Origin of the sequence: Chitinophaga sp. OAE865, from assembly GCF_040546735.1 — a bacterium.
Taxonomy (GTDB): Bacteria; Bacteroidota; Bacteroidia; order Chitinophagales; family Chitinophagaceae; genus Chitinophaga; species Chitinophaga polysaccharea_A.
Window position 1 is genome coordinate 4,483,134 of sequence record NZ_JBEPOF010000001.1, and the last position, 26,192, is coordinate 4,509,325.

11 protein-coding genes are annotated in these 26,192 nt (G+C 47.7%); 6 read left to right on the forward strand and 5 right to left on the reverse strand.

What is annotated here, in order from left to right; genetic code table 11:
• Nucleotides 1-11: 11 nt before the first annotated feature.
• The gene (locus ABIE50_RS18085; RefSeq protein WP_209857681.1) at nt 12-431 is read right to left on the reverse strand and encodes a hypothetical protein; all 420 of its coding nucleotides are present in this window, start codon (nt 429-431) and stop codon (nt 12-14) included.
• 451 nt (nt 432-882) lie between these two features.
• Here ABIE50_RS18085 and thrS point away from each other — a divergent pair, with 451 nt between their 5' ends.
• Both thrS and infC read left to right on the forward strand, forming a co-directional pair.
• Complete coding sequence (gene thrS, locus ABIE50_RS18090) at nt 883-2,823, forward strand: threonine--tRNA ligase (RefSeq protein ID WP_209857682.1); 1,941 nt, start codon at nt 883-885, stop codon at nt 2,821-2,823.
• Nucleotides 2,824-2,993: 170 nt separating this feature from the next.
• Nucleotides 2,994-3,677, forward strand: coding sequence for a translation initiation factor IF-3 (infC, locus tag ABIE50_RS18095; protein WP_260607557.1), 684 nt, complete (start codon nt 2,994-2,996; stop codon nt 3,675-3,677).
• Between the two features lie 257 nt (nt 3,678-3,934).
• On the opposite strand, the gene ABIE50_RS18100 is transcribed toward infC, so the two are convergent.
• Nucleotides 3,935-4,525, reverse strand: coding sequence for an HD domain-containing protein (locus ABIE50_RS18100; protein ID WP_209857683.1), 591 nt, complete (start codon nt 4,523-4,525; stop codon nt 3,935-3,937).
• 172 nt (nt 4,526-4,697) lie between these two features.
• Between ABIE50_RS18100 and ABIE50_RS18105 the strand changes: the two genes are divergently transcribed.
• Nucleotides 4,698-5,675, forward strand: a complete 978-nt coding sequence (locus ABIE50_RS18105; RefSeq protein ID WP_209857684.1) for a cation diffusion facilitator family transporter — start codon at nt 4,698-4,700, stop codon at nt 5,673-5,675.
• Between the two features lie 76 nt (nt 5,676-5,751).
• On the opposite strand, the gene ABIE50_RS18110 is transcribed toward ABIE50_RS18105, so the two are convergent.
• On the reverse strand, nt 5,752-6,963 hold the full coding sequence (locus ABIE50_RS18110) for a serine hydrolase domain-containing protein (protein ID WP_354028065.1): 1,212 nt from the start codon (nt 6,961-6,963) through the stop codon (nt 5,752-5,754).
• Between the two features lie 315 nt (nt 6,964-7,278).
• Here ABIE50_RS18110 and serA point away from each other — a divergent pair, with 315 nt between their 5' ends.
• From serA to ABIE50_RS18125, 3 genes are all read left to right on the forward strand, one after another.
• Complete coding sequence (gene serA / locus ABIE50_RS18115) at nt 7,279-8,514, forward strand: phosphoglycerate dehydrogenase (protein WP_142686945.1); 1,236 nt, start codon at nt 7,279-7,281, stop codon at nt 8,512-8,514.
• A 187-nt stretch (nt 8,515-8,701) separates the two neighbouring features.
• Nucleotides 8,702-9,463, forward strand: a complete 762-nt coding sequence (locus tag ABIE50_RS18120) for a hypothetical protein (RefSeq protein ID WP_209857685.1) — start codon at nt 8,702-8,704, stop codon at nt 9,461-9,463.
• Nucleotides 9,464-9,496: 33 nt separating this feature from the next.
• Nucleotides 9,497-11,071, forward strand: coding sequence for a S41 family peptidase (locus tag ABIE50_RS18125; RefSeq protein WP_209857686.1), 1,575 nt, complete (start codon nt 9,497-9,499; stop codon nt 11,069-11,071).
• 54 nt (nt 11,072-11,125) lie between these two features.
• Here the strand turns inward: ABIE50_RS18125 and ABIE50_RS18130 are convergent, their stop codons facing one another.
• Together ABIE50_RS18130 and ABIE50_RS18135 are read right to left on the reverse strand one after the other, a co-directional pair.
• A complete protein-coding gene (locus ABIE50_RS18130) occupies nt 11,126-11,419 on the reverse strand; it encodes a hypothetical protein (protein WP_142686948.1) in 294 nt (97 codons plus the stop codon).
• Nucleotides 11,420-11,549: 130 nt separating this feature from the next.
• On the reverse strand, nt 11,550-26,072 hold the full coding sequence (locus ABIE50_RS18135; protein WP_209857687.1) for a DUF8696 domain-containing protein: 14,523 nt from the start codon (nt 26,070-26,072) through the stop codon (nt 11,550-11,552).
• Nucleotides 26,073-26,192: the final 120 nt, after the last annotated feature.

Below are 26,192 nucleotides of genomic sequence, written 5' to 3' on the forward strand. Positions count from 1 at the left end.
TAGCGTGGGGATTATTTCAGTATGCCTGCGTATCTAAGCAGAGCAGCTATAGAGCCGATCAACATAATGTACTGGAGAATTGTAACAGAGTGCATGTGCTTCATCAGCCTGTTCTCCGTATCTTTAATTTCTACCCTTACTTTACCGATGTCTTCTTTTACTTCCACCCTGAGATTGCCAATGTCCTGTTTTAATTCTGTTCTGAGATTGCTGATGTCGCCTTTCAATTCTGTTCTGAGATTACTAATGTCGCCTTTCAATTCCGACTTAACAGCAGCTAACTCCGCTTTGGTAGCCAGTTGATCGGTTTTTGCAAAAGACTTCCTTTCATAATGCTCATCCATCGCGTTTACTATTTCCATGGCTTTGGCGTCCGACAAATGCAGATCCGTCCGGAAGATGTCGTACAGCTTTAAATTTCCAATTGTCATATGTAACGGTTTTATATTACATCATAAATTTAATCTATTCTCTCTATCCATATTGAGAGTATTACAGATATTTCTTTTAAATATATCAAATGCTGATGATTGTTATTATTGCGTAAAGATGGTTTGCATTTTGAGAACGAGACAGGCGAAATTTAGTTTGATTATTACGTTTGTCATACTGTCTCGTCCTGTAAAAGCTATACACTCAAAATTCTTAGTCCTGCCAAAGCCATACACTACCTCGTAATATTATATTATTTTACATTTATAAATGTGAAGTCACTCCATCTTTTCAACTGTGCTCACATCGCTGTAATAATATTTATTTTTAAAATCCTTAAGTTCAATCACATGGTTATCTAAAAGCTAACAAACTATTTCTTAACTTCGCAAACATTTTATAAAGGAAATATAGCCCATACGAAAAGGTATGGCGCTAACAGCAAAACGTATGATAAATATCACTTTTCCGGATGGCGCAGTTCGTCAGTATGAACCAGGAGTAACTGCATTGGAGATCGCCAAGTCCATCAGCGAGGGATTGGCACGCAAAGTATTGGCTGCAAATGTTAATGGGCAGGTAGTGGATGCTACGCGCCCGATTTTGACGGATAGCACGCTGCAACTGCTGACGTGGGTGGATAAGGATGGTAAAGCCACCATGTGGCACTCTTCGGCGCATCTGATGGCAGAAGCCCTGGAAGCCCTGTACCCCGGTGTAAAGCTCGGCTACGGCCCCTCCATTGAAAATGGATTCTATTACGATATTGACCTGGGCGACCGTACCATCTCTGAAGATGACCTGAAAGCGATTGAAGCGAAAATGGTGGAGTTGTCTAAACACAACAGTGAGTACATACGCAAGGAGGTAAGTAAGGCGGATGCACTGAACTACTTTACAGAGAAGGGCGATCCGTATAAAATAGAAACGATCAATGAATTGCCGGATGGAAGTATTACTTTCTATACGCAGGGCGGATTTACAGATCTTTGCCGTGGACCGCATATTCCAAACACCGGCTTTATTAAATCCATCAAGCTTACCAGCATCGCAGGCGCTTACTGGCGCGGCAGTGAAAAGAATAAGATGCTTACCCGTATTTACGGTATCACCTTCCCTAACCAGAAAGAGCTGGACGAGTACCTGGCCCTGATAGAGGAAGCCAAAAAACGTGATCACCGCAAACTGGGCAAGGAACTGGAACTGTTTGCCTTCTCCGAAAAAGTAGGTCTCGGATTACCTATGTGGCTGCCCAAAGGCGCTATGTTGCGCGAACGCCTGCAGCGCTTCCTCCAGGAAGCACAGCTGGCCAGCGGTTACCTGCCAGTGGTAACGCCGCATATCGGGAATAAAAACCTGTATGTGACTTCCGGTCACTACGAGAAATACGGGAAAGACAGTTTTCAGCCTATACACACACCGGAAGAAGGCGAGGAGTTTATGCTGAAACCCATGAACTGCCCGCATCACTGCGAACTGTATAAGGTATCGCCAAAGTCGTACAAAGACTTACCGGTACGTTTCGCGGAATTCGGTACCGTGTACCGTTATGAGCAGCATGGAGAACTTCATGGGCTTACCCGCGTAAGAGGATTTACCCAGGACGATGCGCACCTTTTCTGCCGCCCCGACCAGGTAAAAGAAGAGTTCCAGAAAGTGATAGACCTGGTGATGTACGTATTCAACAGTTTAAGTTTTACAGAATATACCGCACAGATTTCCCTGCGTCATAAAACAGACCGCAGCAAGTACATGGGTTCTGAAGAGAACTGGGAACTGGCGGAGAAAGCGATCATCGAGTCGGCCGCTGAAAAGGGCCTGAATACCGTGATAGAATACGACGAAGCCGCGTTTTACGGTCCTAAGCTCGATTTCATGGTAAAAGACGCCCTGGGCCGCAAGTGGCAGCTGGGTACCATCCAGGTGGACTATAACCTGCCGGAGCGTTTTGAGCTGGAGTATATTGGAGCGGATAACCAGAAACACCGCCCCGTTATGATTCACCGTGCGCCGTTTGGCTCGCTGGAAAGATTTATCGCCGTACTGATTGAGCATTGCGCCGGTAAATTCCCGCTGTGGCTGGCGCCTACACAGGTGAAAATCCTGCCGATCAGTGATAAAAGCCAGGCCTATGCAGAAAAAGTAGCAGAATTGCTGAAAAAAGCGGAAATTCGCGCTGAAATAGATGATAGAAGTGAAAAGATCGGTAAAAAGATCCGGGAAGCAGAGCTGGCAAAAATTCCGTACATGCTCGTACTCGGCGAAAAAGAAGCTGCTGATGAAGTAGTGGCCGTTCGCCGTCAGTCAAAAGGTGACCTGGGAACCATGCCAGCCGAACAGTTTATCACTATGATCAACGAAGAGGTGGCCAACAGGAGGCCAATTGAATAACATCGCATAAATGTGGAAAAAAGGTATATAAAACAATAAACATTACTTGATTAAGGTATGTTAATTGCTGTGATTTTCCCCGTATTTTTGTAAAGATTGTTTTTGGTCCATGGACGATATGTGGACCATGGACTAAATGGACAATTAATTAATTAATTTTATTTTTTTTAATGCAACAAAGACCCAGACCAAGTTTTGGCGGCAACAACCGGGGAAGAAACCCCAACTTCCGCAGGGAACAACAACAAGAACATCGCACCAACAGGATGATACGCGTTCCTGAGGTAAGGCTTGTAGGTGAAAATATTGAGGTAGGTGTCTACAAAACGGAGGATGCATTGCGTCTGGCAGAGGAACAGGGTTTAGACCTGGTAGAAATTTCCCCAAATGCTGTGCCCCCCGTTTGTCGTATCATCGACTACAATAAATTCCTTTATGAAAAGAAAAAGAAGGAAAAGGAAATGAAGGCGAAGGCACACAAAAGCGAAGTGAAAGAAATTCGCTTTACGCCTAACACCGACGACCATGACTTCGATTTTAAAGCAAAACATGCTGAAAGCTTCCTGAAAGACGGTAACAAGGTAAAAACCTATGTACAGTTTAAAGGCCGCGCCATCATGTTTAAGGAACGTGGTGAACTGATTCTCCTGAAATTTGCTGAAAGGCTGGCAGAAGTAGGTGGACTGGAAAGTATGCCTACCATGGAAGGTAAGCGTATGATCGCCATCTTTGCCCCTAAAGCAGCAAAGAAGAAAGAAAAGGAACCGAAGGAGCCTCGGGAACCAAGAGAACCAAAAGAGACAAAAGCGCCCGTTACACCTCCCGCTGCAGATGCAGGAGATGCCAACGCGTAACCGCTGATGATATCACATTAAAAAAGCAGCACAACAGGGTATTGTATCCTGTTGCGCTGCTTTTTATTTTATGTGGCAATAATTATCCTGTTTCTTTCAGTACCTTCTTTGCTCCTGAACGGATACCCGGTGTAGGATTATTTTCCAACGCTTCAGCGATCTGCTCCCGTTTTTGATATCCTTTGCACCACACGGTATCCGTCGTGCAGGAAAAACTGTATCAAAGCAGTATAGACCTGCAATTTAGCATAAGCCCGTTAATTATCGCCGGCAGGAGTGTTTGCCAGCAGGTAGGCCAGCATTCTTTCCCGCATCCGGTCCACATCTTCCTGTTTTACCGGCATATCTGTTTCCTTACCCATATCGTCCCAGATCCTGATCTGTATATATTGATGAAAGAGAGGATCGTTGCGGAAAGCCAGCGCCTCTGCTTCATTCATAGGGCCGCCCTGATATTCCAGGGTTTGTTTGCTGGCTTCGGAAAGCGTATCGTAATAGGCGCTGTCGGACCAGGTGAGGTAGCGTTTGGCGGCAACATGACTACCTACCAGCTGGGCCATTCTTTCAGGAAAACCGCATTCAAGCAGGAAGGCACTGCCAAGGTCGTCATGCGCTTTTGCGCCGAGCCCGTCCATCCGGGGAGCGTTTTCAAAGAAGTGGCCAATGTCGTGCAGGAAGGCAGCAATGATCATTTCATCGTCAAAGCCTGTGCTTTCCGCTATGAGAGCGGCCTGCATCATGTGCATCAGCATCGTTACCTGTTCGCCGTATTCTTCCTGGCCGTAAGTGTTATACAGGTCAAAAATTTTATTGATTACAGCTTGGGCATGGTGTTCGCTACCGGTCATTTTCGTACGTTTATAAGGGTTAGTACAGTTTTTCGTGGTATTATCGCAAATGTAACAGCTGCACCTGCTTTATCAGCATGCCTTATGTTATGTTTTTATTAATATCGGAGAGGTTTTTCAAACGCCAATAATCCTTTACCTTTGCCCTTTACCATTACACAAAACTGAGCCATTGCTAAAAAAAGAGCTGCGCGTTATACTCGTATCGCTGATCGTTAGTTTTATCCTAACCGTGGCGAAGTTCTCTGCCTACTTTATGACCCATTCAGTGGCTATCCTATCTGATGCCCTGGAATCCATTATCAACGTGGTGGCTGGCGGCTTTGCCTGCTATAGCATTTACCTGGCAGGTAAACCCAAAGATGCGAACCATCCATACGGGCATGGAAAGGTGGAGTTTTTCTCCATCGGTTTTGAAGGCGCCATGATCTTTATTGCCGGTATACTGATACTGGTGAAAGCCATCCAGTATTTTATCCTGCCGAGGGAACTGCACCAGATAAAAAATGGTTTGTGGGTGCTGGGCATTACCACTGTGGCCAATTTACTGCTGGGACTATACCTGGTTGGCTCAGGCAGACGGCTTTCTTCCATTACTATTTCCGGCAACGGGCAGCATATCATGACCGATGTGTACAGCAGTGCAGGGTTGATCAGCGCTCTGATCATCATTCACTTTACAGGGTGGACCTGGCTGGATCCTGCGGTATCACTGGTGATGGGCATATTGATCCTCGCAAAAGGCTACCAGCTCTTGCGCCGTTCCATCTCCGGTTTGATGGATGAAACAGATATGAAGATCGTAGATAAGGTGATCACTATTTTATCAGCCCATCGCAGGGAAAACTGGATCGACGTGCATAACATGCGCGTACAGCAATATGGGAATAATTATCATATTGATTGCCATGTAACCATGCCATATTACCTTGAACTGAATGATGCACATGATGAAATGAAGAAGATAGAGAAGTTGGTTAATGAAGGGTTTCCCGGTAGTGAAGTAGAGTTTTTTATTCATATGGACCCTTGTATACCTTCCTGTTGCCACTACTGCCTGAAGGCGGCATGCCCGGTGAGGAGCCATGCCTTTACCGGCGAAATAGTATGGACCCGCGACAACGTTTTACCCAACCGGAAGCACGGATAATTATACATCTTACTATAAAAAAACAGCATCACTTATACAAGCGATGCTGTTTTTTTATAGTAAGATGTATGACTTTTTATTCTTCACCCGCTTCTTCACCATCACCGTGACCAATAATATCACGTATTGGTTTTACTGCCTGGTAAATACCGCGGTTATATTTGTTCCCTAAGATGATCAGCGTGGTAGAATCCTGTATGAAACGATAGAATACGGTATTGTTACCATGCCACCAGCCGTTGTGATAAATGATATTTTTTGTACTGTCGGGGTATACCATCAGGCGCCATCCCAGGCCGTAGTTACGGACACCTGGTTTCTCATTGCTGTAAGGTGTATAGGCAGCCTTTAGCGTGGCATCGTTCAGGAACTGGCCTGAATAAAGCGCCTGGTCCCATTTGAGCATGTCTTCAGCGCTGCTGTAAATGCCTTTGTCGCCCATTACGCCATCGAAGTAAGTATCTGGTTCAAACTGCCCGTTGTACTTGTGGCTTTGCGTCTGGTGCGCGCGGGTGGCAGAGGAGGGGTCGTACACAAAAGTGCTGGTCATCCGCAGCGGCCCAAAAATGGTCTGCTGCATGAAGTCGGCATATTTCTGCCCGCTTACTTTTTCAATAATGGAAGCGAGCAACATATAGTTGGTATTACAATACTGGAAATGAGTATTTGGCAGATGCTGCACAGGCGGCTTATGCTGCTCCATTAATTTGATCACCTCTTCGTTGGTGATAAACCTGGCTTCATCTTTCCATAAACTGTCGCAGAAATAAAGGTAATTAGGCAGGCCGCTCCGGTGGTTCAGGAGCATACGAACGTTGATCCCTTTATAAGGAAATGCGGGAAAGAATTTTTGGAGGGAATCTTCCAGGCTGAGCTTTTCATTTTGTACCAGCCACATCACTGCCGCGCCTGTAAAGGTTTTGGTAACAGAGGCCAGTTGAAAGGAGGAACTGTCCATCACCGGTGTTTTAGTCCGGGAGTTTTCATAACCATGATATTTTTCAAAGATGATGACCCCTTTTCTTGCCACTATCATGGCCCCGTTAAATCCTGTACGAAGCAGTTTACCATTATAAAACGCTTCCAGTTCATGTTGCATCTGTATGGTGCGCGGCGATTTCAGGATGGCTTCTTTTTCCGCCGCTGATAATCCTGCCGTAAAACGTACCGAATCTGACGCTGCTTTTCTTCTGCTTTCTTCCCTTCTTGCTGCATTGCTCTGGCAGCTGGAGATTATTGCAATTCCCGATATAGTTAAGATAATACTTAATGCTTTCAATCGCTTCATTAGAGGAGTATGACTACTTGCTTAATTCAATTTTTAGACCCAAAAAATACAAAGCGCTAAATTTAGACTCAAAGTAAAAGACTGCCAAATAAAAACAGCGATTTCCGATTCTTTTAATTCATTTTTAAGCAAAAAAGTGTGAAAATTTTTAAAAAATGTCCCCGATTCTCACGTTTTTTTGATGGAATCGAATTTGATTCCCCTGCTATTTGAATATTCCTCAACTTCAAGTAGGTTTGTGCCCTGTTTCCCCGCTATCAGCAATTATTAAGCCAATTGCAACATACAGATACACATATAACTTAGTATAATATTATGGACCAGCAAAAGTCGACAAGTTATCCAAAAGAGAAGATCAGCATTTTATTACTGGAAAACATCAGCGATGCTGCGGTGGCAGAATTTACCACGGCAGGGTACCAGGTGCGCAAACTTACCGGTGCGCTGAGTGAAGAGGATCTGATCAATGAGATCAAGGACGTTCATCTTCTGGGCATCCGATCTAAAACCAAAGTAACGCGCAAGGTACTGGAATCGGCCAGGAAGCTGCAGGCTATTGGCTGTTTTTGTATTGGCACCAACCAGGTTGACCTGAAGGCTGCTACCGAGCATGGTGTAACTGTTTTTAACGCGCCTTATTCCAATACCCGTTCAGTGGCTGAGCTGGTAATAGGGCTGTCTATTATTCTCATCCGCCGCATCGTGGATAAGAACAATGCTGCACATAACGGCATCTGGATGAAGGAAGCTACCGGCAGCTATGAGCTCAGGGGTAAAACACTGGGTATAGTGGGATATGGTAACATCGGCAGCCAGGTGAGCGTACTGGCGGAAGGAATGGGAATGAACGTGATCTACTACGACGCGGAAACCAAATTGCCGCTCGGCAATGCGGAACAGCAACGCACCCTGAAAGAACTTTTCAATAAAGCAGATATCGTTTCCCTGCACGTACCTTCCAGCAAAACCACTGCGAATATGATCACTAAAGAGGTGCTGGCAGATGCAAAGCCCGGCGCTATCTTTATTAACTACGCCCGCGGTGAGGTGGTAGACCTGGAAGCGCTGAAGGAAGCGCTGGAAAGCGGCCGTTTATCCGGTGCAGCCATCGACGTATTCCCGGTAGAACCTGAAAAGAATGGCGCCGCTTTCAGCACACCGCTGCAGAAATTATCCAACGTGATCCTCACCCCGCATATCGGTGGAAGTACGGAAGAAGCACAGCACAATATCGGGCTGGACGTGAGCAGTAAAATGCTTAATTACCTGGAAAAAGGCGCCAGCTTTGGCTCCCATACTGTTCCGGCTATCAGCGTACCGCCTATTGAGAACACACACCGCATCCTGCACATCCACCGGAATGTGCCGGGCGTATTGTCCGCTATCAATACGGCTTTATCTGCGAACAAGATCAATATCCTGGGGCAGTACCTGAAAACCAACGACCAGATCGGGTATGTAGTGCTGGATGTAGACACCCGGTTGTCGCAGGAGGCGCTGGCGCTGTTGAAGGAAGTGGAGCATACGATTAAAACGAGGTTGCTGTATTAATAGTATAGATGTAATTTTTTATAGAGAAAGCAGGGATTTATCCCTGCTTTTTGTTGCCCCAGAAAACAGACGGCGTCTACTCTCTTTTTCTCCCCATTCACCGGCTCTTTTGGCTCATATACCTTTTTTCTTCCCACATTTTCAAAATTCTTTGTTAACCTTGTAGTGCAACTGAAAAAATTAGCACATGAATATGAACAGGGCACTAACAACAGGAGTGGGGGTAATAGCCGGTCTTTTGTTGTACTTAAATGTTTCCGCACAAGATGAACCGAATAAATGGGCTCCGGATAACATTAAAATTGACGGGCAGGCTACTGAATGGCCTAAACCCCTGCAGTTCTATAACAACGTAACCAAGTTATTTTACACGATAGCCAACGACCAGGAAAATTTATACGTAATCGTTAGTGTACCTGATCCGCAAAGCCAGGCCAAAATTATGCGCTCGGGGATCACCATTGCCATGAACGTTACCGGTAAGAAAAAAGGTGGCGCCAGTGTTACATTTCCGCTCACCTATAATATAAGTACCGGCGCACCGGATGTTCCGGAAGCTTCCAGGGCCCTTATTGCAGGTGAACTGAAGAAACAGCTCCTGGCAAATGTGAAGGAGATCAAAGTAGAGGGTTTCGACAGCATACCCGACGGCAATATTCCGGTGAAGAATACGTTTGGTATTCAAACCACTTCTTCATATGACGCTGCCGGTAACCTGGTATGCGAGTTGGGAATTCCCCTGAAAGCACTGGGTATTCCTGCAGGAAGCAGCCAGGCTGTTGCCTATCATTTCAAGGTAAATGCCATGAAGAGAGAGGACAAAAAAGAACTGGAAGCCAAAAGGGCAAAAGGAGAGCAGCCTCCGATGCCAGGTGAGTATGCGGACCATTTTGCTTTGTATTATTCAGCCGACTTCTGGACACGCCAAACACTGGCAACCCGGAAATAGGCCAACCAGACTACCATCGTCATAACTGTTTTTATGCATAAAAAACTGTTTTCTGCAGGACCTGCCACCATGCTGGCAGGTGTTCTCTGTGCAGGCACTTTTATGTCTTGCCACAAAGACAAATCCCCGGCAGCCCCGCCGGTTGAGATCACCGACGCCCTGAAAAAGGATTCTCTGAAATACCTGATGTACCAGATCATGCAGGTAACTTATGGGGATGGGGGACGAAGCGCCGCCAAAGGGCTTCCTACCTACTACTGGTATTCCAGTGTACCGCAGCTGGATCCGTTGGCCAGCAAATATGCCGATGCAAAAGACCTGCTGGCCGAAATGAAGACTTACGCTATTAACCCCGGGACCAATGCGCCGTATGATCATTACAGCTTCCTGGATGAAGATGGCACCATCACCAACCAGCTGATGAACGGAGTGTCTGAACAAAATGCAGCCGCCAATCCGTCGAAACTGGGATTTGATGTAGGGTTCGGCGCAGGCGCCGACGCCAGTAAAGTGAGGATATTTGTAAAATATGCAGATAAGAACAGCCCGGCCGGCAAGGCTGGTATCTCCAGGGGATGGGAAATCGTTTCCATCAACGGGAATACCAGTTTCTCCAGTACTTCATCTTCCATTAATTCCCTTTATAACACACTCACTACATCCGACAATGCTACACTGGGATTAAAAAAGCTGGACCAGACACCGGTCACTATCACCGTTAATGCTGCTACCTACAACATCAACCCCGTATTGTTTGATACCGTTTATACCGTTAAAAATATAGTGAACGCAGATGTGAAGGTGGGCTATTTTGTGATGTACACCTTTTCCAGCGTTACCAATAATAAAGGAGAAGCCACTGCCACCAAAACGGCATTGGATCAGACCATTGCCAAATTCAAGGCGCAAGGCGTAAGGCAGCTGATCGTGGATTTCAGGTATAACGGCGGCGGAGCCACCACTACTGCAGAATACCTCGACAATGCGTTTGCTCCCGCCGCCGCCGCAGGCAAACTGATGTATACCTACAAGTATAACGATAAGATCATGCAGAACCTGGCTGCTACCAAACTGGATGCCCAGGTGAACTTTGCTGCGGCTACCGGAGGCATGAACCTGGATAATGTATTCTTTATCGTAACCGGTGAAACCGCTTCCGCCAGTGAATTAACGCTCAACAACCTGAAACCGTATATGAACGTACGCCTTATCGGGCAGAAAACATATGGGAAGCCGGTTGGCTTTATTGACTTCAATATCAGCATGTACGACAATGCCCATAAACCGGTATACCTCGCCGATTTATATGCTATCAATTTTGAAACAGTAAATGCGAACGGAAATGGCGGCTACTACACAGGGATCCCGGTAGATGCTACTGCCAAAGACTATGTAAACGTAGCGTGGGGTAATACCGCTGTAGACGAAAACCTGCAGCAGGCGCTGAACTATATCTCAAAAGGTACTTACCTGGATCTTCGCACCTCTGCAAGGATAAGCGCTGCTGCCGGCAGTGATTTACGCGAAGCTATCCCGAATATGGTAACCTCCGGTAAGTTTAACGGGATGGTTGATTTCAGGTTGAGTAAAAAAGTAGCAGGACTTTAATAATAACGTTTATACATTAGCGTTAGCCAGCCCGGCTAACGCTAATGTATATGATCAGCGCCGCCCCAGCTTCCGGATCATATCTTCCGACATATCTTCTGAATAAACCCCATACCCATACATCAATACCCCTTTGATACCTGATTTGGTTTCAATAGCATATACTACCGCTTCATCTCCGGGATCGGTATCTCCTTCAAAGCGATAGGTTTCCGTGATCTCAAAATCTTCCGGGCGCACATTGCCTTCCGGGCATTGAATACTGTCAAAAACAAGGTTGAAATCAGTGATATATCCGCGTTTGCGTAAATCCTCAATGGCTGCTGTTACGGTGTCGTACACTCTCATATAAAAACAATTTCTGGTTTGCAAATGAAACGATGGCAAGTTAACAAATCAATGGAGCATATAAAACAAAAAGCATAAAGCCGGCCGGCCTTATGCTTTTTGTTTTATTTTATGAAGATGATAACCGTTATCAGCGGATTACGGTCACCTCACCTTTCAGCACATTGGATGATCCGCCGGCTACTTTCTTGTAAGACAGCCACCATACATAGGTGCCAACATCCACCGGAACTCCTTTGTATTTACCATCCCATCCTTTATGGTTGTCGGACGACATGAAGATCAGCTCACCCCAGCGGTTAAAGATCCTCAATTCGTATTCGAACATTTGTCCTCTTACAACAGGTCTGAACACATCGTTGCGTCCGTCGCCGTTTGGTGAGAAGGCGTTTGGTAAGGTAGGTTTAGGTTCACACTCTATAAAGCCTACTGTGATATCGTCGGTTGCGGATCCGCAATCGTTGAATACTGTAACGGTATAGGTACCCCCGTTGATAACCGTGAGGGATGGTCCACCGGAACCGTTATCCCACCGTACACCGGTGATGCCGCCGCCTTCAGCGCGCAGTATGAGTGTTTCGCCTTTACATAGGGTAGTGTCCCTTCCGAGATTGATGACTGGTAAGCCGGTGATGTTTACGTTCACACTGTCCATGAACACACGCTGGCAGTATTTGTCCATCACCGCCAGTTTGTACTTACCGGCCTGGCTGATCTGTTTAACCGGGTTCGGATCGCCATCGTTCCAGAGGTAAGACACTGCGTCCGGGTTGGTACCGTCTATGGTAACAGAGCCTCCGGGGCAGATATTCCTGTCTGGTCCCAGATCCATGGTGAGAACAGGTTTCATTCTTACGTTCACGGTATCCCTCACCACGCAGTTGTCCCTGCTTACCGCCACCCAGTATCCGCCGGGTTTATTCACCACTATGGAGTTGCTGGTTTCACCTGTCTGCCATTTGATACGGCCGCCGTTTGAATTAACGGTAAGCATAATGGACTGGTCAGGACAGATAGATGTATCGCGGCTCAGGCTGATGTCTGGTGGAGGATTCACGCTCACTTTCACAGTATCGATGGTGATACATCCCGACTTCATCACTTTCACCCAGAATTGTTCCTGCGTGCCTACCAGGATGGAAGGCTCAGTGGAACCGTTGCTCCAGAGATAGGTGCCGCCGTTTACATAAGCATCCAGTTTCACGGTTTGGCCGCGGCAGATGGTAGTATCCGGGATATCCACCAGAGGGGTGGGTACCAGGCCCACATGAATGGTATCAGTAGTGGCGCATTCGCCGTTGCTTACATTCACCCAGTAGGTACCCGCCTGGTTAATATTGATCCGTTGCGTGGTAGCGCCGGTAGACCATTTGATCTGGTAGGCGAAGTTAGCCGGACCTGCATCCAGTACAAGGCTATTGCCTCCGCAGATGGTGGTATCGTTGCCGAGGTTCACCATTGGTTTCTGGATATAATTCAGGTTGTAAGTCACAGTATCGGATGAGCAACCTGTTCTGCCATCTGTTATGATAAAGGAAGCAGAAGTAGCGCCGTTCAGGTTGAACACGTTGTTGTTCTGTGATCTTGGCAAACCTGTTACTGCGTTGGCCGGGGTTACCGCCACCAGTGTATACGTAGGCAGGTATACGTTACCTGCTTTGCGTAAGGCGATCCTGCCGTTGTCTGAACAGTTGGAAGGCAGGGTAGCTTCCAGTTGCGGTTTATCACAAGGCTTAATAATTACCCGTTGGATCACGTCGTTGGCTTTATTACCGCAGGCATCCATGATGGTCCATCTTCTTACAATCGTGTACCCGTTACAGATATCTTCCACATAAGGATCCTCTGTATAGATAGCACGTTTCGGGAAGCTGTTATCACAGTTGTCTGTTGCGGTTAATACCGGCGCCGCAGGGATCTTATCCTGGCAGTAAAGTACCACGTCTGCAGGAGCAGGCATGATCACCGGCCTGGTGGTGTCTTTTACGGTTACCACCTGTGTAATGGTAGTGGTATTGCCGCAGGCGTCTTTCGCAATCCAGGTCCTGATGATGCGGTAATTGCCTGCACATTCGCCTGGTGTTCTTTCTGTAGTGATCCTGCGGGACAGGGTAAGACCATTTCCAAAGCTGCTGCAGTTATCAGATACCTGTACATCAGTAGCAGGAGCAGGGATGTTATCGCAGCTCACGATGGTGTCTGCAGGAGGTCTCACTGTGAATACCGGTTTAGTGGTATCCTGCACGGTAATGATCTGCTGCATCACTGATTTGTTACCGCATTCGTCGGTAGCGGTCCAGGTTCTTGTTTCCCGGAAGTTACCGGCGCAGTTGCCTGGTAATTTAACGGTTTTAGTACTGGTGAATACCTGGATAGAGCCGCTGCAGTTGTCGGTAGCCGTAATCGCAGGCCATGCCGGTACCTTATCGCAATCCACCACGGTGTCTTTCGGTGCAGGCATACTGAACACAGGTCTGGTTGTATCCTGTACGTTGATGATCTGCTGTACTGCACGGGCATTTCCACATTCATCAAAGGCGGTCCACTTACGGTAGATCACGTAGTTGTTGTTACAGTTGCCTGGCTGGTGAACTGTTGAATCTTTCGGCACTACGGTTATTACACCCGGGGTGCAGTTATCGGAAGCAGTAAGATTGAATCCTGCAGGTATCTTATCGCAATCCACTGTAGTATCAGCCGGAGTTGCCATGTTGAATACCGGTGCGGTCATGTCTTTTACGGTGATCACCTGTTTCAGGGTGACGCCGGTGTTACATTCGTCTTTTGCAGTCCAGGTGCGGATCAGCAGGTAATTGTTAGAACAGTTGCCCGGTAAATCCTGGCGTACTTCCACTACAGGGATAATGATTTCTCCTGCGCAGTCGTCGTTTGCTTTCAGGTCTGTTTTAGCAGGCACCTTATCACAATTTACAGTGATATCCGCAGGCGCGGGTGTAGTGAATACAGGCGCTTTGGTATCTTTCACCGTAATGGTTTGTGAAGCGCTTACAGAGAGGCCACATCTGTCTGTTGCTGTCCAGGTACGGGTAATTGTACTTAAACAAGGCGAAGTAACCACGGTCACATCGTTGTGGGTAATGGTCAGCTGTTCGTTGTTGTAAGGCGCATGACTGAACACCGGATCTCCGAAGAAGGTGGTATAGTCTTTACCTCTTTCACATTCCGTAGTAATGGCCGGAGGAGTGAAGGTAACAATGGGGCTGATAGTGATCGCTGTGATTTTCACCACATTGCTGATGTTGTTGATACAGGCCCCTGAAGCCACCATCCTTCTGTACCAGGTATTTGCGGTGAGCAGGCCTGGCTGATAGGTATCGCTTGTAGCGCCGGTGATGTTGGTGAATGGCCCGGTGGCGCCTGTAGTGCTTTGCTGCCACTGGAAGGTATAGGTGCCATTACCGCCGGAAAGCGTATTACCACGTATAGCCATTGGCGTTTCCGTTACGCAAACGGTCTGATCGTTCTGAATAGTATTACCGAGTATCGGTTTACGGTTAATCAGGGTAACGCTGGAGCTGGAGGCGTCGCACACGCCGTTGCTTACTACCCAGGTCAGCTGGGCAGTTTCACCGGCCGGTACTGTGATCACAGCATCTTTCCGGTTAATATCGCTGATGCTGATCCGCGCTGCGTTATTGCTGGTTACGATCCAGGTACCTTTTGCACCTGCCACACCAGGATCGCTGGCGTTCATTTTAAAGGTAGCATCGTCGCAATGTTCCTGGTCTGCGCCTGCGTTGGCAGGTACCGGCAACCTGTAATTAATGAGCGTTACGTCATCCCAGGTAGCGCTGCACACACCGTTGGTTACAGTCCAGCGTAAGGTTACAGTGTCTCCAATGTTGATGTTTACTTTGGAGGTTGGGCTGTTGACAGATCTGATGGACGCATTTCCTCTGATCACCGACCAGAAGCCTTTTGCACTTGGTACAGACACAGGGTCTGCTGCAAGGGTGAAATCGCCGGTGTTGTTACACATTTCGATATCTTCTCCTGCATTGGCCGCGGCGGCTGTTTTATAATTGATCAATGTAACAATACTGCTGGTGCTTATACAGTTTCCGTTTGTGACGGTCCATTTCAATATTGCAGTGTCGCCCACGGGAACAGTTACAGCGGTATAAGGATCGTTTACAGATTTGATGGTAGCCTTACCGGGAACACGGCTTACATCTGTCCAGGTGCCTTTGGCGCTGGGTGATCCAGGCTGACTGGCTTTCATAATGAAATCAAGCGTAGTATTACATTTCTCCTGGTCCTGACCAGCGTTGGCAGTAACAGCAGCTTTGTAATTGATGATGGTCACCCTGCTGAAAGTAGTATCACATACGCCATTGGCGATGGCCCACTGCAATACTACGGTATCGCCTATTGGTACTGTTACCGCGGTAGTCGGGCTATTCGGTGATTTGATCTTCGCTCTTCCCGGTATCCGGCTGATATCCGTCCAGATGCCTTTGGCAGTTGGCACACCGGGGGCATTTGCCGCCATAATGAAGTCGCTGGTGTTGTTACAGATGGCCTGGTCCGGACCGGCGTTAGCCTTGTTGGCGGTAGCGTAGTTGGTAAGCATTACCGTATCATAGGTAGCGGCACAGGTACCATTGGTGATTTTCCACACCAGTTTTACACTAACTCCGGCAGCAACGGTTACGGTACTGTTGTATTGATTCGGAGAAACAATATTTACGCCTGCAGTACCGGCAGGGTTTGTCCAGGTGCCTGTTACATGTAAACCAGCTGGTTTGCTGCCATTCAGGGTGAAGCTGACGTTATCACATTTCTCTTGGTCCGGGCCGGCATTGGCGGCGGCAGGTGTTTTATAGCTGGTGATCCTTACGGTATCAGCCAGGTCTGCCGCACATTTTGCATTGGTGATCTTCCAGGTAAACAGGATAGAGCTGTCGGCCGGAACGGTCACGGACGTTTTGGGATCATTGATGTTGGCAATCTTCACAGAAGCGGTAGCCGGAGAGAATGTCCATGTACCAATAGCGCCCAGCTCAGTAGGAGCAACAGCATTCATGGTAAAGGTAGTTTTCTCACATGCTATTTTGCTGGAACCTGCATCGCGCATTACCGGTTTTTTCAGGCTGGTGATCCTTACGGTATCTATTTTATCTGCCGCACATTTTGCATTGGTGATCTTCCAGGTAAACAGGATAGAGCTGTCGGCCGGAACGGTTACGGATGTTTTAGGATCGTTGATGTTGGCAATTTTCACAGAAGCAGTAGCCGGTGTGAAGGTCCATGTACCGATGGCGCCCAGCTCAGTAGGAGCAGTGGCATCCATGGTGAAGGTGGTTTTATCACACTCCATTTTATTGGTACCCGCATCACGCACAGCTGGTTTTTTCAGGCTGGTGATCCTTACGGTATCAATGTTATCAGCGGCACATTTTGCGTTGGTGATCTTCCAGGTAAACAGAATAGAGCTGTTGGCCGGTACTGTTACAGAAGTTTTAGGATCATTGATATTGCCGATGGTTACCGCAGCGGTGGATGGAGAGAATGTCCATGTACCGATGGCGCCCAGCTCAGTAGGAGCAGTGGCATCCATGGTAAAGGTGGTTTTATCGCACTCCATTTTATTGGTACCCGCATCCCGAACCGCTGGTTTCAGCAGGCTGGTGATCCTTACGGTATCGATGTTATCAGCGGCACATTTTGCGTTGGTGATCTTCCAGGTAAACAGGATAGAGCTGTTGGCCGATACTGTTACCGATGTTTTAGGATCATTGATATTGGCAATGTTTACTACAGCAGTGGATGGAGAGAATGTCCATGTACCAATGGCGCCCAGCTCAGTAGGAGCGGTTGCATCCATGGTGAAGGTGGTTTTATCACACTCCATTTTATTGGTACCCGCATCACGCACAGCTGGTTTTTTCAGGCTGGTGATCCTTACGGTATCATAAGTAGGTGCAGAACACTTCGCGTTGGAGATCTGCCAGAAGAACAATACAGTACTATCCGCCGGAACGGTGACAGTTGTTTTTGGATTGTTCTTATCAGCAAACTTCACAGAAGCGGTAGTTGGTGTGAATGTCCATGTACCGATGGCGCCCAGTTCAGTAGGAGCAGTAGCGTTCAGGGTGAACACTGTTTTATCGCACTCCATCTGGTTAGCGCCTGCATCACGAACAATTGGTTTTTTCAGGCTGGTGATCCTTACGGTATCATAAGTAACCGCAGAACACTTGGCGTTGGTGATCTGCCAGAAGAGCAACACAGTACTATCCGCCGGAACGGTAACAGTTGTTTTTGGATCATTCTTATCAGCAAACTTCACAGAAGCGGTAGCTGGAGAGAATGTCCATGTACCGGTAGCGCCCAGCTCAGTAGGAGCTGTGGCATTCAGGGTGAACACTGTTTTATCGCATTCCATCTGGTTAGTGCCTGCATCACGTACTGCTGGTTTCAGCAGGCTGGTGATCCTTACGGTATCGATGTTATCAGCAGCACATTTTGCGTTGGTGATCTTCCAGGTAAACAGGATAGAGCTGTTAGCCGGAACTGTTACAGAAGTTTTAGGATCGTTGATGTTGCTGATGGTTACCGCAGCAGTAGATGGAGAGAATGTCCATGTACCGATGGCGCCCAGCTCAGTAGGAGCAGTGGCATCCATGGTAAAGGTGGTTTTATCGCACTCCATTTTATTGGTACCCGCATCCCGAACCGCTGGTTTTTTCAGGCTGGTGATCCTCACGGTATCGATGTTATCAGCGGCACATTTTGCGTTGGTGATCTTCCAGGTAAACAGGATAGAGCTGTTGGCCGGTACTGTTACCGATGTTTTAGGATCATTGATATTGGCAATGTTTACTACAGCAGTGGATGGAGAGAATGTCCATGTACCAATGGCGCCCAGCTCAGTAGGAGCGGTGGCATCCATGGTAAAGGTGGTTTTATCGCACTCCATTTTATTGGTACCTGCATCACGTACAGCTGGTTTTTTCAGGCTGGTGATCCTCACAGTATCATAAGTAGGTGCGGAACACTTCGCATTGGTGATCTGCCAGAAGAACAATACAGTACTATCCGCCGGAACGGTGACAGTTGTTTTTGGATTGTTCTTATCAGCAAACTTCACAGAAGCGGTAGTTGGTGTGAATGTCCATGTACCGATGGCGCTCAGTTCAGTAGGAGCAGTAGCGTTCAGGGTGAACACTGTTTTATCGCACTCCATCTGGTTAGCACCTGCATCACGAACAATTGGTTTTTTCAGGCTGGTGATCCTTACGGTGTCATAAGTAACCGCAGAACACTTGGCGTTGGTGATCTGCCAGAAGAGCAACACAGTACTATCCGCCGGAACGGTGACAGTTGTTTTCGGATCATTCTTATCAGCAAACTTCACAGAAGCAGTAGCCGGTGTGAATGTCCATGTACCGGTAGCGCCCAGCTCAGTAGGAGCTGTAGCATTCAGGGTGAACACTGTTTTATCGCACTCCATCTGGTTAGTGCCTGCATCACGAACTGCTGGTTTCAGCAGGCTGGTGATCCTTACGGTATCGATGTTATCAGCAGCACATTTTGCGTTGGTGATCTTCCAGGTAAACAGGATAGAGCTGTTAGCCGGAACTGTTACAGAAGTTTTAGGATCGTTGATGTTGCTGATGGTTACCGCAGTAGTGGATGGAGAGAATGTCCATGTGCCGATGGCGCCCAGCTCAGTAGGAGCGGTGGCATCCATGGTAAAGGTGGTTTTATCGCACTCCATTTTATTGGTACCCGCATCCCGAACCGCTGGTTTCAGCAGGCTGGTGATCCTTACGGTATCGATGTTATCAGCGGCACATTTTGCGTTGGTGATCTTCCAGGTAAACAGGATAGAGCTGTTGGCCGGTACTGTTACCGATGTTTTAGGATCATTGATATTGGCAATGTTTACTACAGCAGTGGATGGAGAGAATGTCCATGTACCAATGGCGCCCAGCTCAGTAGGAGCGGTGGCATCCATGGTGAAGGTGGTTTTATCACACTCCATTTTATTGGAACCCGCATCACGCACAGCTGGTTTTTTCAGGCTGGTGATCCTTACGGTATCATAAGTAGGTGCAGAACACTTCGCATTGGTGATCTGCCAGAAGAGCAATACAGAGCTATCAGCCGGAACGGTGACAGTTGTTTTTGGATTGTTCTTATCAGCAAACTTCACAGAAGCGGTAGTTGGTGTGAATGTCCATGTACCGATGGCGCCCAGTTCAGTAGGAGCAGTAGCGTTCAGGGTGAACACTGTTTTATCGCACTCCATCTGGTTAGCGCCTGCATCACGAACAATTGGTTTTTTCAGGCTGGTGATCCTTACGGTGTCATAAGTAACCGCAGAACACTTGGCGTTGGTGATCTGCCAGAAGAGCAACACAGTACTATCCGCCGGTACGGTGACAGTTGTTTTTGGATCATTCTTATCAGCAAACTTCACGGACGCGGTAGCCGGAGAGAATGTCCATGTACCAATAGCGCCCAGCTCAGTAGGAGCTGTGGCATTCAGGGTGAACACTGTTTTATCGCACTCCATCTGGTTACTGCCTGCATCACGAACTGCTGGTTTCAGCAGGCTGGTGATTCTCACGGTATCAATGTTATCAGCAGCACATTTCGCGTTAGTGATCTTCCAGGTAAACAGGATAGAGCTGTTGGCCGGTACTGTTACCGATGTTTTAGGATCATTGATATTGGCAATGTTTACCACTGCAGTGGATGGAGAGAATGTCCATGTACCGATGGCGCCCAGCTCAGTAGGAGCAGTGGCATCCATGGTAAAGGTGGTTTTATCGCACTCCATTTTATTGGTACCCGCATCCCGAACCGCTGGTTTCAGCAGGCTGGTGATCAATACTGTATCTACGTTATCGGCAGCACATTTCGCATTGGTGATCTTCCAGATCAGCTGCACGGCAGTATTTGCCGGCACAGTCACATTTGTTTTCGGATCGTTTTTATCAACGAAGGTGACCGCAGCAGTAGCCGGGAGGAAGGACCAGGTACCTTGTGCTCCCAGCTCAGTAGGAGCGGTGGCATCAAGGGTGAAAGTGGTTTTGTTACACTCCATCTGATCAGTGCCTGCACTGCGCATGATCGGTTTCAGCAGGCTGGTGATCAATACTGTATCTACGTTATCGGCAGCACATTTCGCATTGGTGATCTTCCAGATCAGCTGCACGGCTGTATCAGCCGGTACAGTCACATTTGTTTTCGGATCGTTTTTATCAACGAAGGTGACCGCAGCAGTAGCCGGGAGGAAAGACCAGGTACCCTGAGCGCCCAGCTCTGTAGGAGCGGTGGCATCAAGGGTGAAAGTGGTTTTGTTACACTCCATCTGGTCGGTACCAGCACTGCGCATGATCGGTTTAAGCAGGCTGGTGATCAATACTGTATCTACGTTATCAGCAGCACATTTCGCATTGGTGATCTTCCAGATCAGCTGCACGGCTGTATTAGCCGGCACAGTTACATTTGTTTTCGGATCATTTTTATCAACGAAGGTGACCGCAGCAGTAGCCGGGAGGAAGGACCAGGTACCTTGTGCACCCAGCTCCGTAGGAGCGGTGGCATCAAGCTTAAAGACAGTTTTATCACACTCCATCTGATCAGTGCCTGCACTGCGCATGATCGGTTTCAGCAGGCTGGTGATCCTTACGGTATCAATGTTATCAGCAGCACATTTTGCGTTGGTGATCTTCCAGATCAGCTGCACGGCAGTATTAGCCGGCACAGTCACATTTGTTTTCGGATCGTTTTTATCAACGAAGGTGACCGCAGCAGTAGCCGGGAGGAAGGACCAGGTGCCTTGTGCACCCAGTTCTGTAGGAGCGGTGGCATCAAGGGTGAAAGTGGTTTTGTTACACTCCATCTGGTCGGTGCCTGCACTGCGCATAATTGGTTTCAGCAGGCTGGTGATCAGCACGGTATCTACGTTATCGGCAGCACATTTCGCGTTGGTGATCTTCCAGATCAGCTGCACGGCAGTATTAGCCGGCACAGTCACATTTGTTTTCGGATCGTTCTTATCAACGAAGGTGACCGCAGCAGTAGCCGGGAGGAAGGACCAGGTACCCTGAGCGCCCAGCTCTGTAGGAGCGGTGGCATCAAGGGTGAAAGTGGTTTTGTTACACTCCATCTGGTCGGTACCAGCACTGCGCATAATTGGTTTAAGCAGGCTGGTGATCAATACTGTATCTACGTTATCGGCAGCACATTTCGCATTGGTGATCTTCCAGATCAGCTGCACGGCAGTATTAGCCGGCACAGTCACATTTGTTTTCGGATCGTTTTTATCAACGAAGGTGACCGCGGCAGTAGCCGGGAGGAAGGACCAGGTACCCTGAGCGCCCAGCTCAGTAGGAGCGGTGGCATCAAGAGTGAAAGTGGTTTTGTTACACTCCATCTGGTCGGTGCCTGCACTGCGCATAATTGGTTTAAGCAGGCTGGTGATCAATACTGTATCTACGTTATCGGCAGCACATTTCGCATTGGTGATCTTCCAGATCAGCTGCACGGCAGTATTAGCCGGTACAGTCACATTTGTTTTCGGATCGTTTTTATCAACGAAGGTGACCGCAGCAGTAGCCGGGAGGAAAGACCAGGTACCCTGAGCGCCCAGCTCTGTAGGAGCGGTGGCATCAAGGGTGAAAGTGGTTTTGTTACACTCCATCTGGTCGGTACCAGCACTGCGCATGATCGGTTTCAGCAGGCTGGTGATCAATACTGTATCTACGTTATCGGCAGCACATTTCGCATTGGTGATCTTCCAGAACAGCTGCACGGCAGTATTTGCCGGCACAGTTACATTTGTTTTCGGATCATTTTTATCAACGAAGGTCACCGCAGCAGTAGCCGGGAGGAAGGACCAGGTACCCTGAGCGCCCAGCTCCGTAGGAGCGGTAGCATCAAGAGTGAAAGTGGTTTTGTTACACTCCATCTGATCAGTGCCTGCACTGCGCATAATTGGTTTCAGCAGGCTGGTGATCAGCACGGTATCTACGTTATCGGCAGCACATTTCGCGTTGGCAATCTTCCAGATCAGCTGCACGGCAGTGTTAGCCGGCACAGTTACATTTGTTTTCGGATCATTTTTATCAACGAAGGTCACCGCAGCAGTAGCCGGGAGGAAGGACCAGGTGCCTTGTGCTCCCAGTTCCGTAGGAGCGGTGGCATCAAGCTTAAAGACAGTTTTATCACACTCCATCTGGTCGGTGCCTGCACTGCGCATGATGGGCTTCTTGTAATTGGTAATAAACACTGTATCGCTGGAAGTCAGACATGGCCCGTTGGAGATGGTCCATATAAGCGTAGCTGTATCTCCCACAGGTACTTTTACAGTGGCATTCCTTTGCGTTGGATTGGTAATGGTTACTCTTGGATTAAGTGAGGTCCAGATGCTTTTCGCACCTGTAACACCAGGATCATTACCATTCAACTGAAAGTCGGTAGTGCGGTCACATTCTGTTTGATCAGTGCTGGCATTGGCCTTAGCAGGTTGTGCAAACACCCGTATCGTTACATTGGCACAACCCGTATTTCCACACGGACCGGTAGTTTCTGCACGTACATAATAAGTGGTGGTAGCAGTTACATTATTAAATACCACTTCTGCACCATTATTAATAGAAGATGATGGAGTAACCGCTATGCTTCCGGGTGAACCAGGGCAGGCGCCTGTATACCATTTCCATTGATGGGAGTTACCAAGAGAATCAGTTCCAAGTGAACCGCCTGTTACTTTTAAGGTAACATTGCTGCTAACACATATACTGTCAATGCTGGCATCGATGCCGGTTGGCGTGGTCGATGGTTTTTCCACCGAAACAGAGAATGGCACAGTTATGCTACATCCGTGCAGTGTATCTTCCTGTGCAGTAATTACGAAATCGTAACTGCCGGCAGCTGTATTGGGCGGTAACTTAACTTTAAAGGTACCATTGGCAGTGTTAAACGGCCATGCTTTGGACACCTTTGTAAATCCGGGCATCTTCCTGGTGCTGGCTACATCCAGCTCATATTTCGTTATTGATCCAGGCACTACGTTACTGTAAGTTACTGTAAAGGAATCCACGGTATTACAAACTGCGGCAGCAGTAATGTTCAGTGTGGGTTTATCCTTAATGGTAAGTTGAATAGTGGTAGAGTTGGGACCAGGACAAACCCCGTTGGAAATAGTCCATGTAAGCAGGAACGACTTCGGCCTTGCATTGCTGATTACGGTTGCAATGGCGTTATAAGCGGTGTCATAATTAATGCTTATATCAGACGATGTAGTGCCTGGTTCCAATGTCCATTTCCCGGTTTCTCCAACACCCGGCTTACTGGCGGTCAACTGGAAATCCCTGATACCACATTGTATCTGATCCAGGCCGGCAACGCTTGGTGTAAGCGGTTTGGTGTTGATGAGCGTTACCCGGTTGGTGTCGGTACACGCAGCCATTGCTTTGTTGGTAATTACCCAGAAGAGACGTACGGTATCACCTGCAGGAACGCCTGTTACACTGGTAGTGGCGTTGGTGGTGTTGGTAATCACAGCGCCTTTACCAGGGCCATTAAATAACCATACACCCTGCTGGTCCGTGGGAAGCGGGCTTCTTTTAATATTAAAGGTAGATATATTACACTGCCTGTAAATAGTATCTGCATCGGCCTGGGGCAACGACCGCACATTTACCTTAAACGTATCAACCACCACACAGGTTTTATTGGTCACTTCTACGTTGTAGGCTTTTGCACCAATGTCTGATGGAACATGCGTAATGGACGGCACTTTGCCTTTAATAGAATCTGTTCCATATTTCCATTTCCAGTTCAGGCTGTCGGCCGGAGCACCTGTAATAGCGAGGTTCAGGTTAATCTGCGCACCAAGACAGATTTCAGCCGGCCCGCCTGTAATGGCAGTCACCGGCTTTTTATCCACTATCACCCTGGCGTATCCGCTATCCTTACATTGCCGCGGCTCATTTTTTACAGAGTTCCAGCCGTAATCAGCGATCCCGATAGCCCAGTAGTCCCTGGTGCTGTCGGGAAACACGGTCATTTTTGCACCTGTATATACCGGGTCCACTTTCCACTCATAGGTGCTGTAACCCCCATCGGCCGTGAGATCCACGCTTTCCCCGATACATATCCTGCCCGAGGAAATAGTCACCTTGGGTTTGGGAAGAATGGTGATTTTAGTGTATTTGGATGGGGATGCACAGTTGCTTTGATTCCCCGATTCAAGAATATTTACACGGTAATATTTATGTACAACCTGGTTAGGATCGCCTTTCAGGGCGCCGTCGGCAAACGTAAGCGTATTGGTGGCGGCGCCTGAAATACCATTCCCGTTGGTAACAGGAAACCAGTCAGCCGGGTTATTTTCGTTCCCGGTAGTACTGTAAAACCATTGGTATATCGGGTTCTTAAAGTAGTCCTGGTTCGGGTCATAAGTACCGTTGGGCAGATGACCATCCGGGCTATACAATGCTTTGATGGTAACAGGTGCTCCTTCACAAAGTGAATCGGCTCTTAATTCGGTATCAATCTGACCATCTATAAATGAATAGATATCCGGGCTGCAATAGTTGAACTTGATATCATCTATCGCAATATCATTTCCGCAATCACCCAGGCGGTCGTTCACAATTTCCAGTGTCACAGAGGTTACACCTCCGGGTGTTTTAAAGCTGCCGCCATATTGCTGCCATGCCGGGGATTCCAGGTGCATGGATACGTCGTAGGTTTTAAACCTGGCGAGCGTATCCCACAAGGCTGTATTGGTGCTGCCTTTTTTATTAATGATCAGGAAGGTAACCCCGGCATAGTGATATCCGTCGTTATTTCCCCACGCGCAATTATAGTTAAATACGTTATAGCTGTTTACATTCAGGAACCAGGCGCTGAAATTATAGGAAGAGCCAGGGCATACCTGCACGTTATTTTTAGTATAGAAAGATTTTTTATTGATCGAAGAGTTGGCGATCAGCATACCACCTACTGAATCTATGGTACTTCCTGTATGGTCGGTTGAATATACCCATTCGCTTCTTATTTGTGTATGCCAGAAAATGTTGTAGCTATCATCGATAAAATTGGCCCCGTTCAGCGGCATGGCTACATAGTTATATCCTGTAACCGCTGAATTGGACCGGCTGGCGGTCGCATTCTTCTTGAACCTGCCAAAGTCTTCTACAAAATCGCTTTTACTGGTGGTGTTTCCCAGGCAGGGTTGAATGGTACAGTCTTTTACATATATCGACTTTGTAATAGGATAGGTATTCTTTCCCCTGTACAGGATCACGTTCACAGTATATTTCGCCGCATCATTGAATTTTATGGTCAGGGAGTTTTTGTTGATATTTATACCATTGCTGTTATAGGTATCCCGCAGCTGGCCTACCAGTTCATGGCCGGGCCGGTTGTCAGTAGTAAAGAGCACATCGTAGGCTCCTCCCGTAATGGTCCAGGTAGCAGAATCAGCGTAGTTACTGGTGTTTTTCCAGAAGAACGCATTCATACTGGCGAAACTTCCTTTACAGATGGTATCCGGAAGGTTCATAAATGGTGTGCCGTCGGGAGGCGCGCTTTGTGCTGTCGCTTGCTTATTCAGCAGCACAAGCCCCAGTATCAGGTACAATAAGGTTAGTAGTCGTTTCATAGGTGCAAACAGTTAAGTAAAAAAAGTATCAGGTTTTGAGCAGGTTGTTTACTCAATACCTACTGTACTTCAACTCTTTACATCGGTTATCATCACCGGATGGTTTTTTCCGGCGGAGGG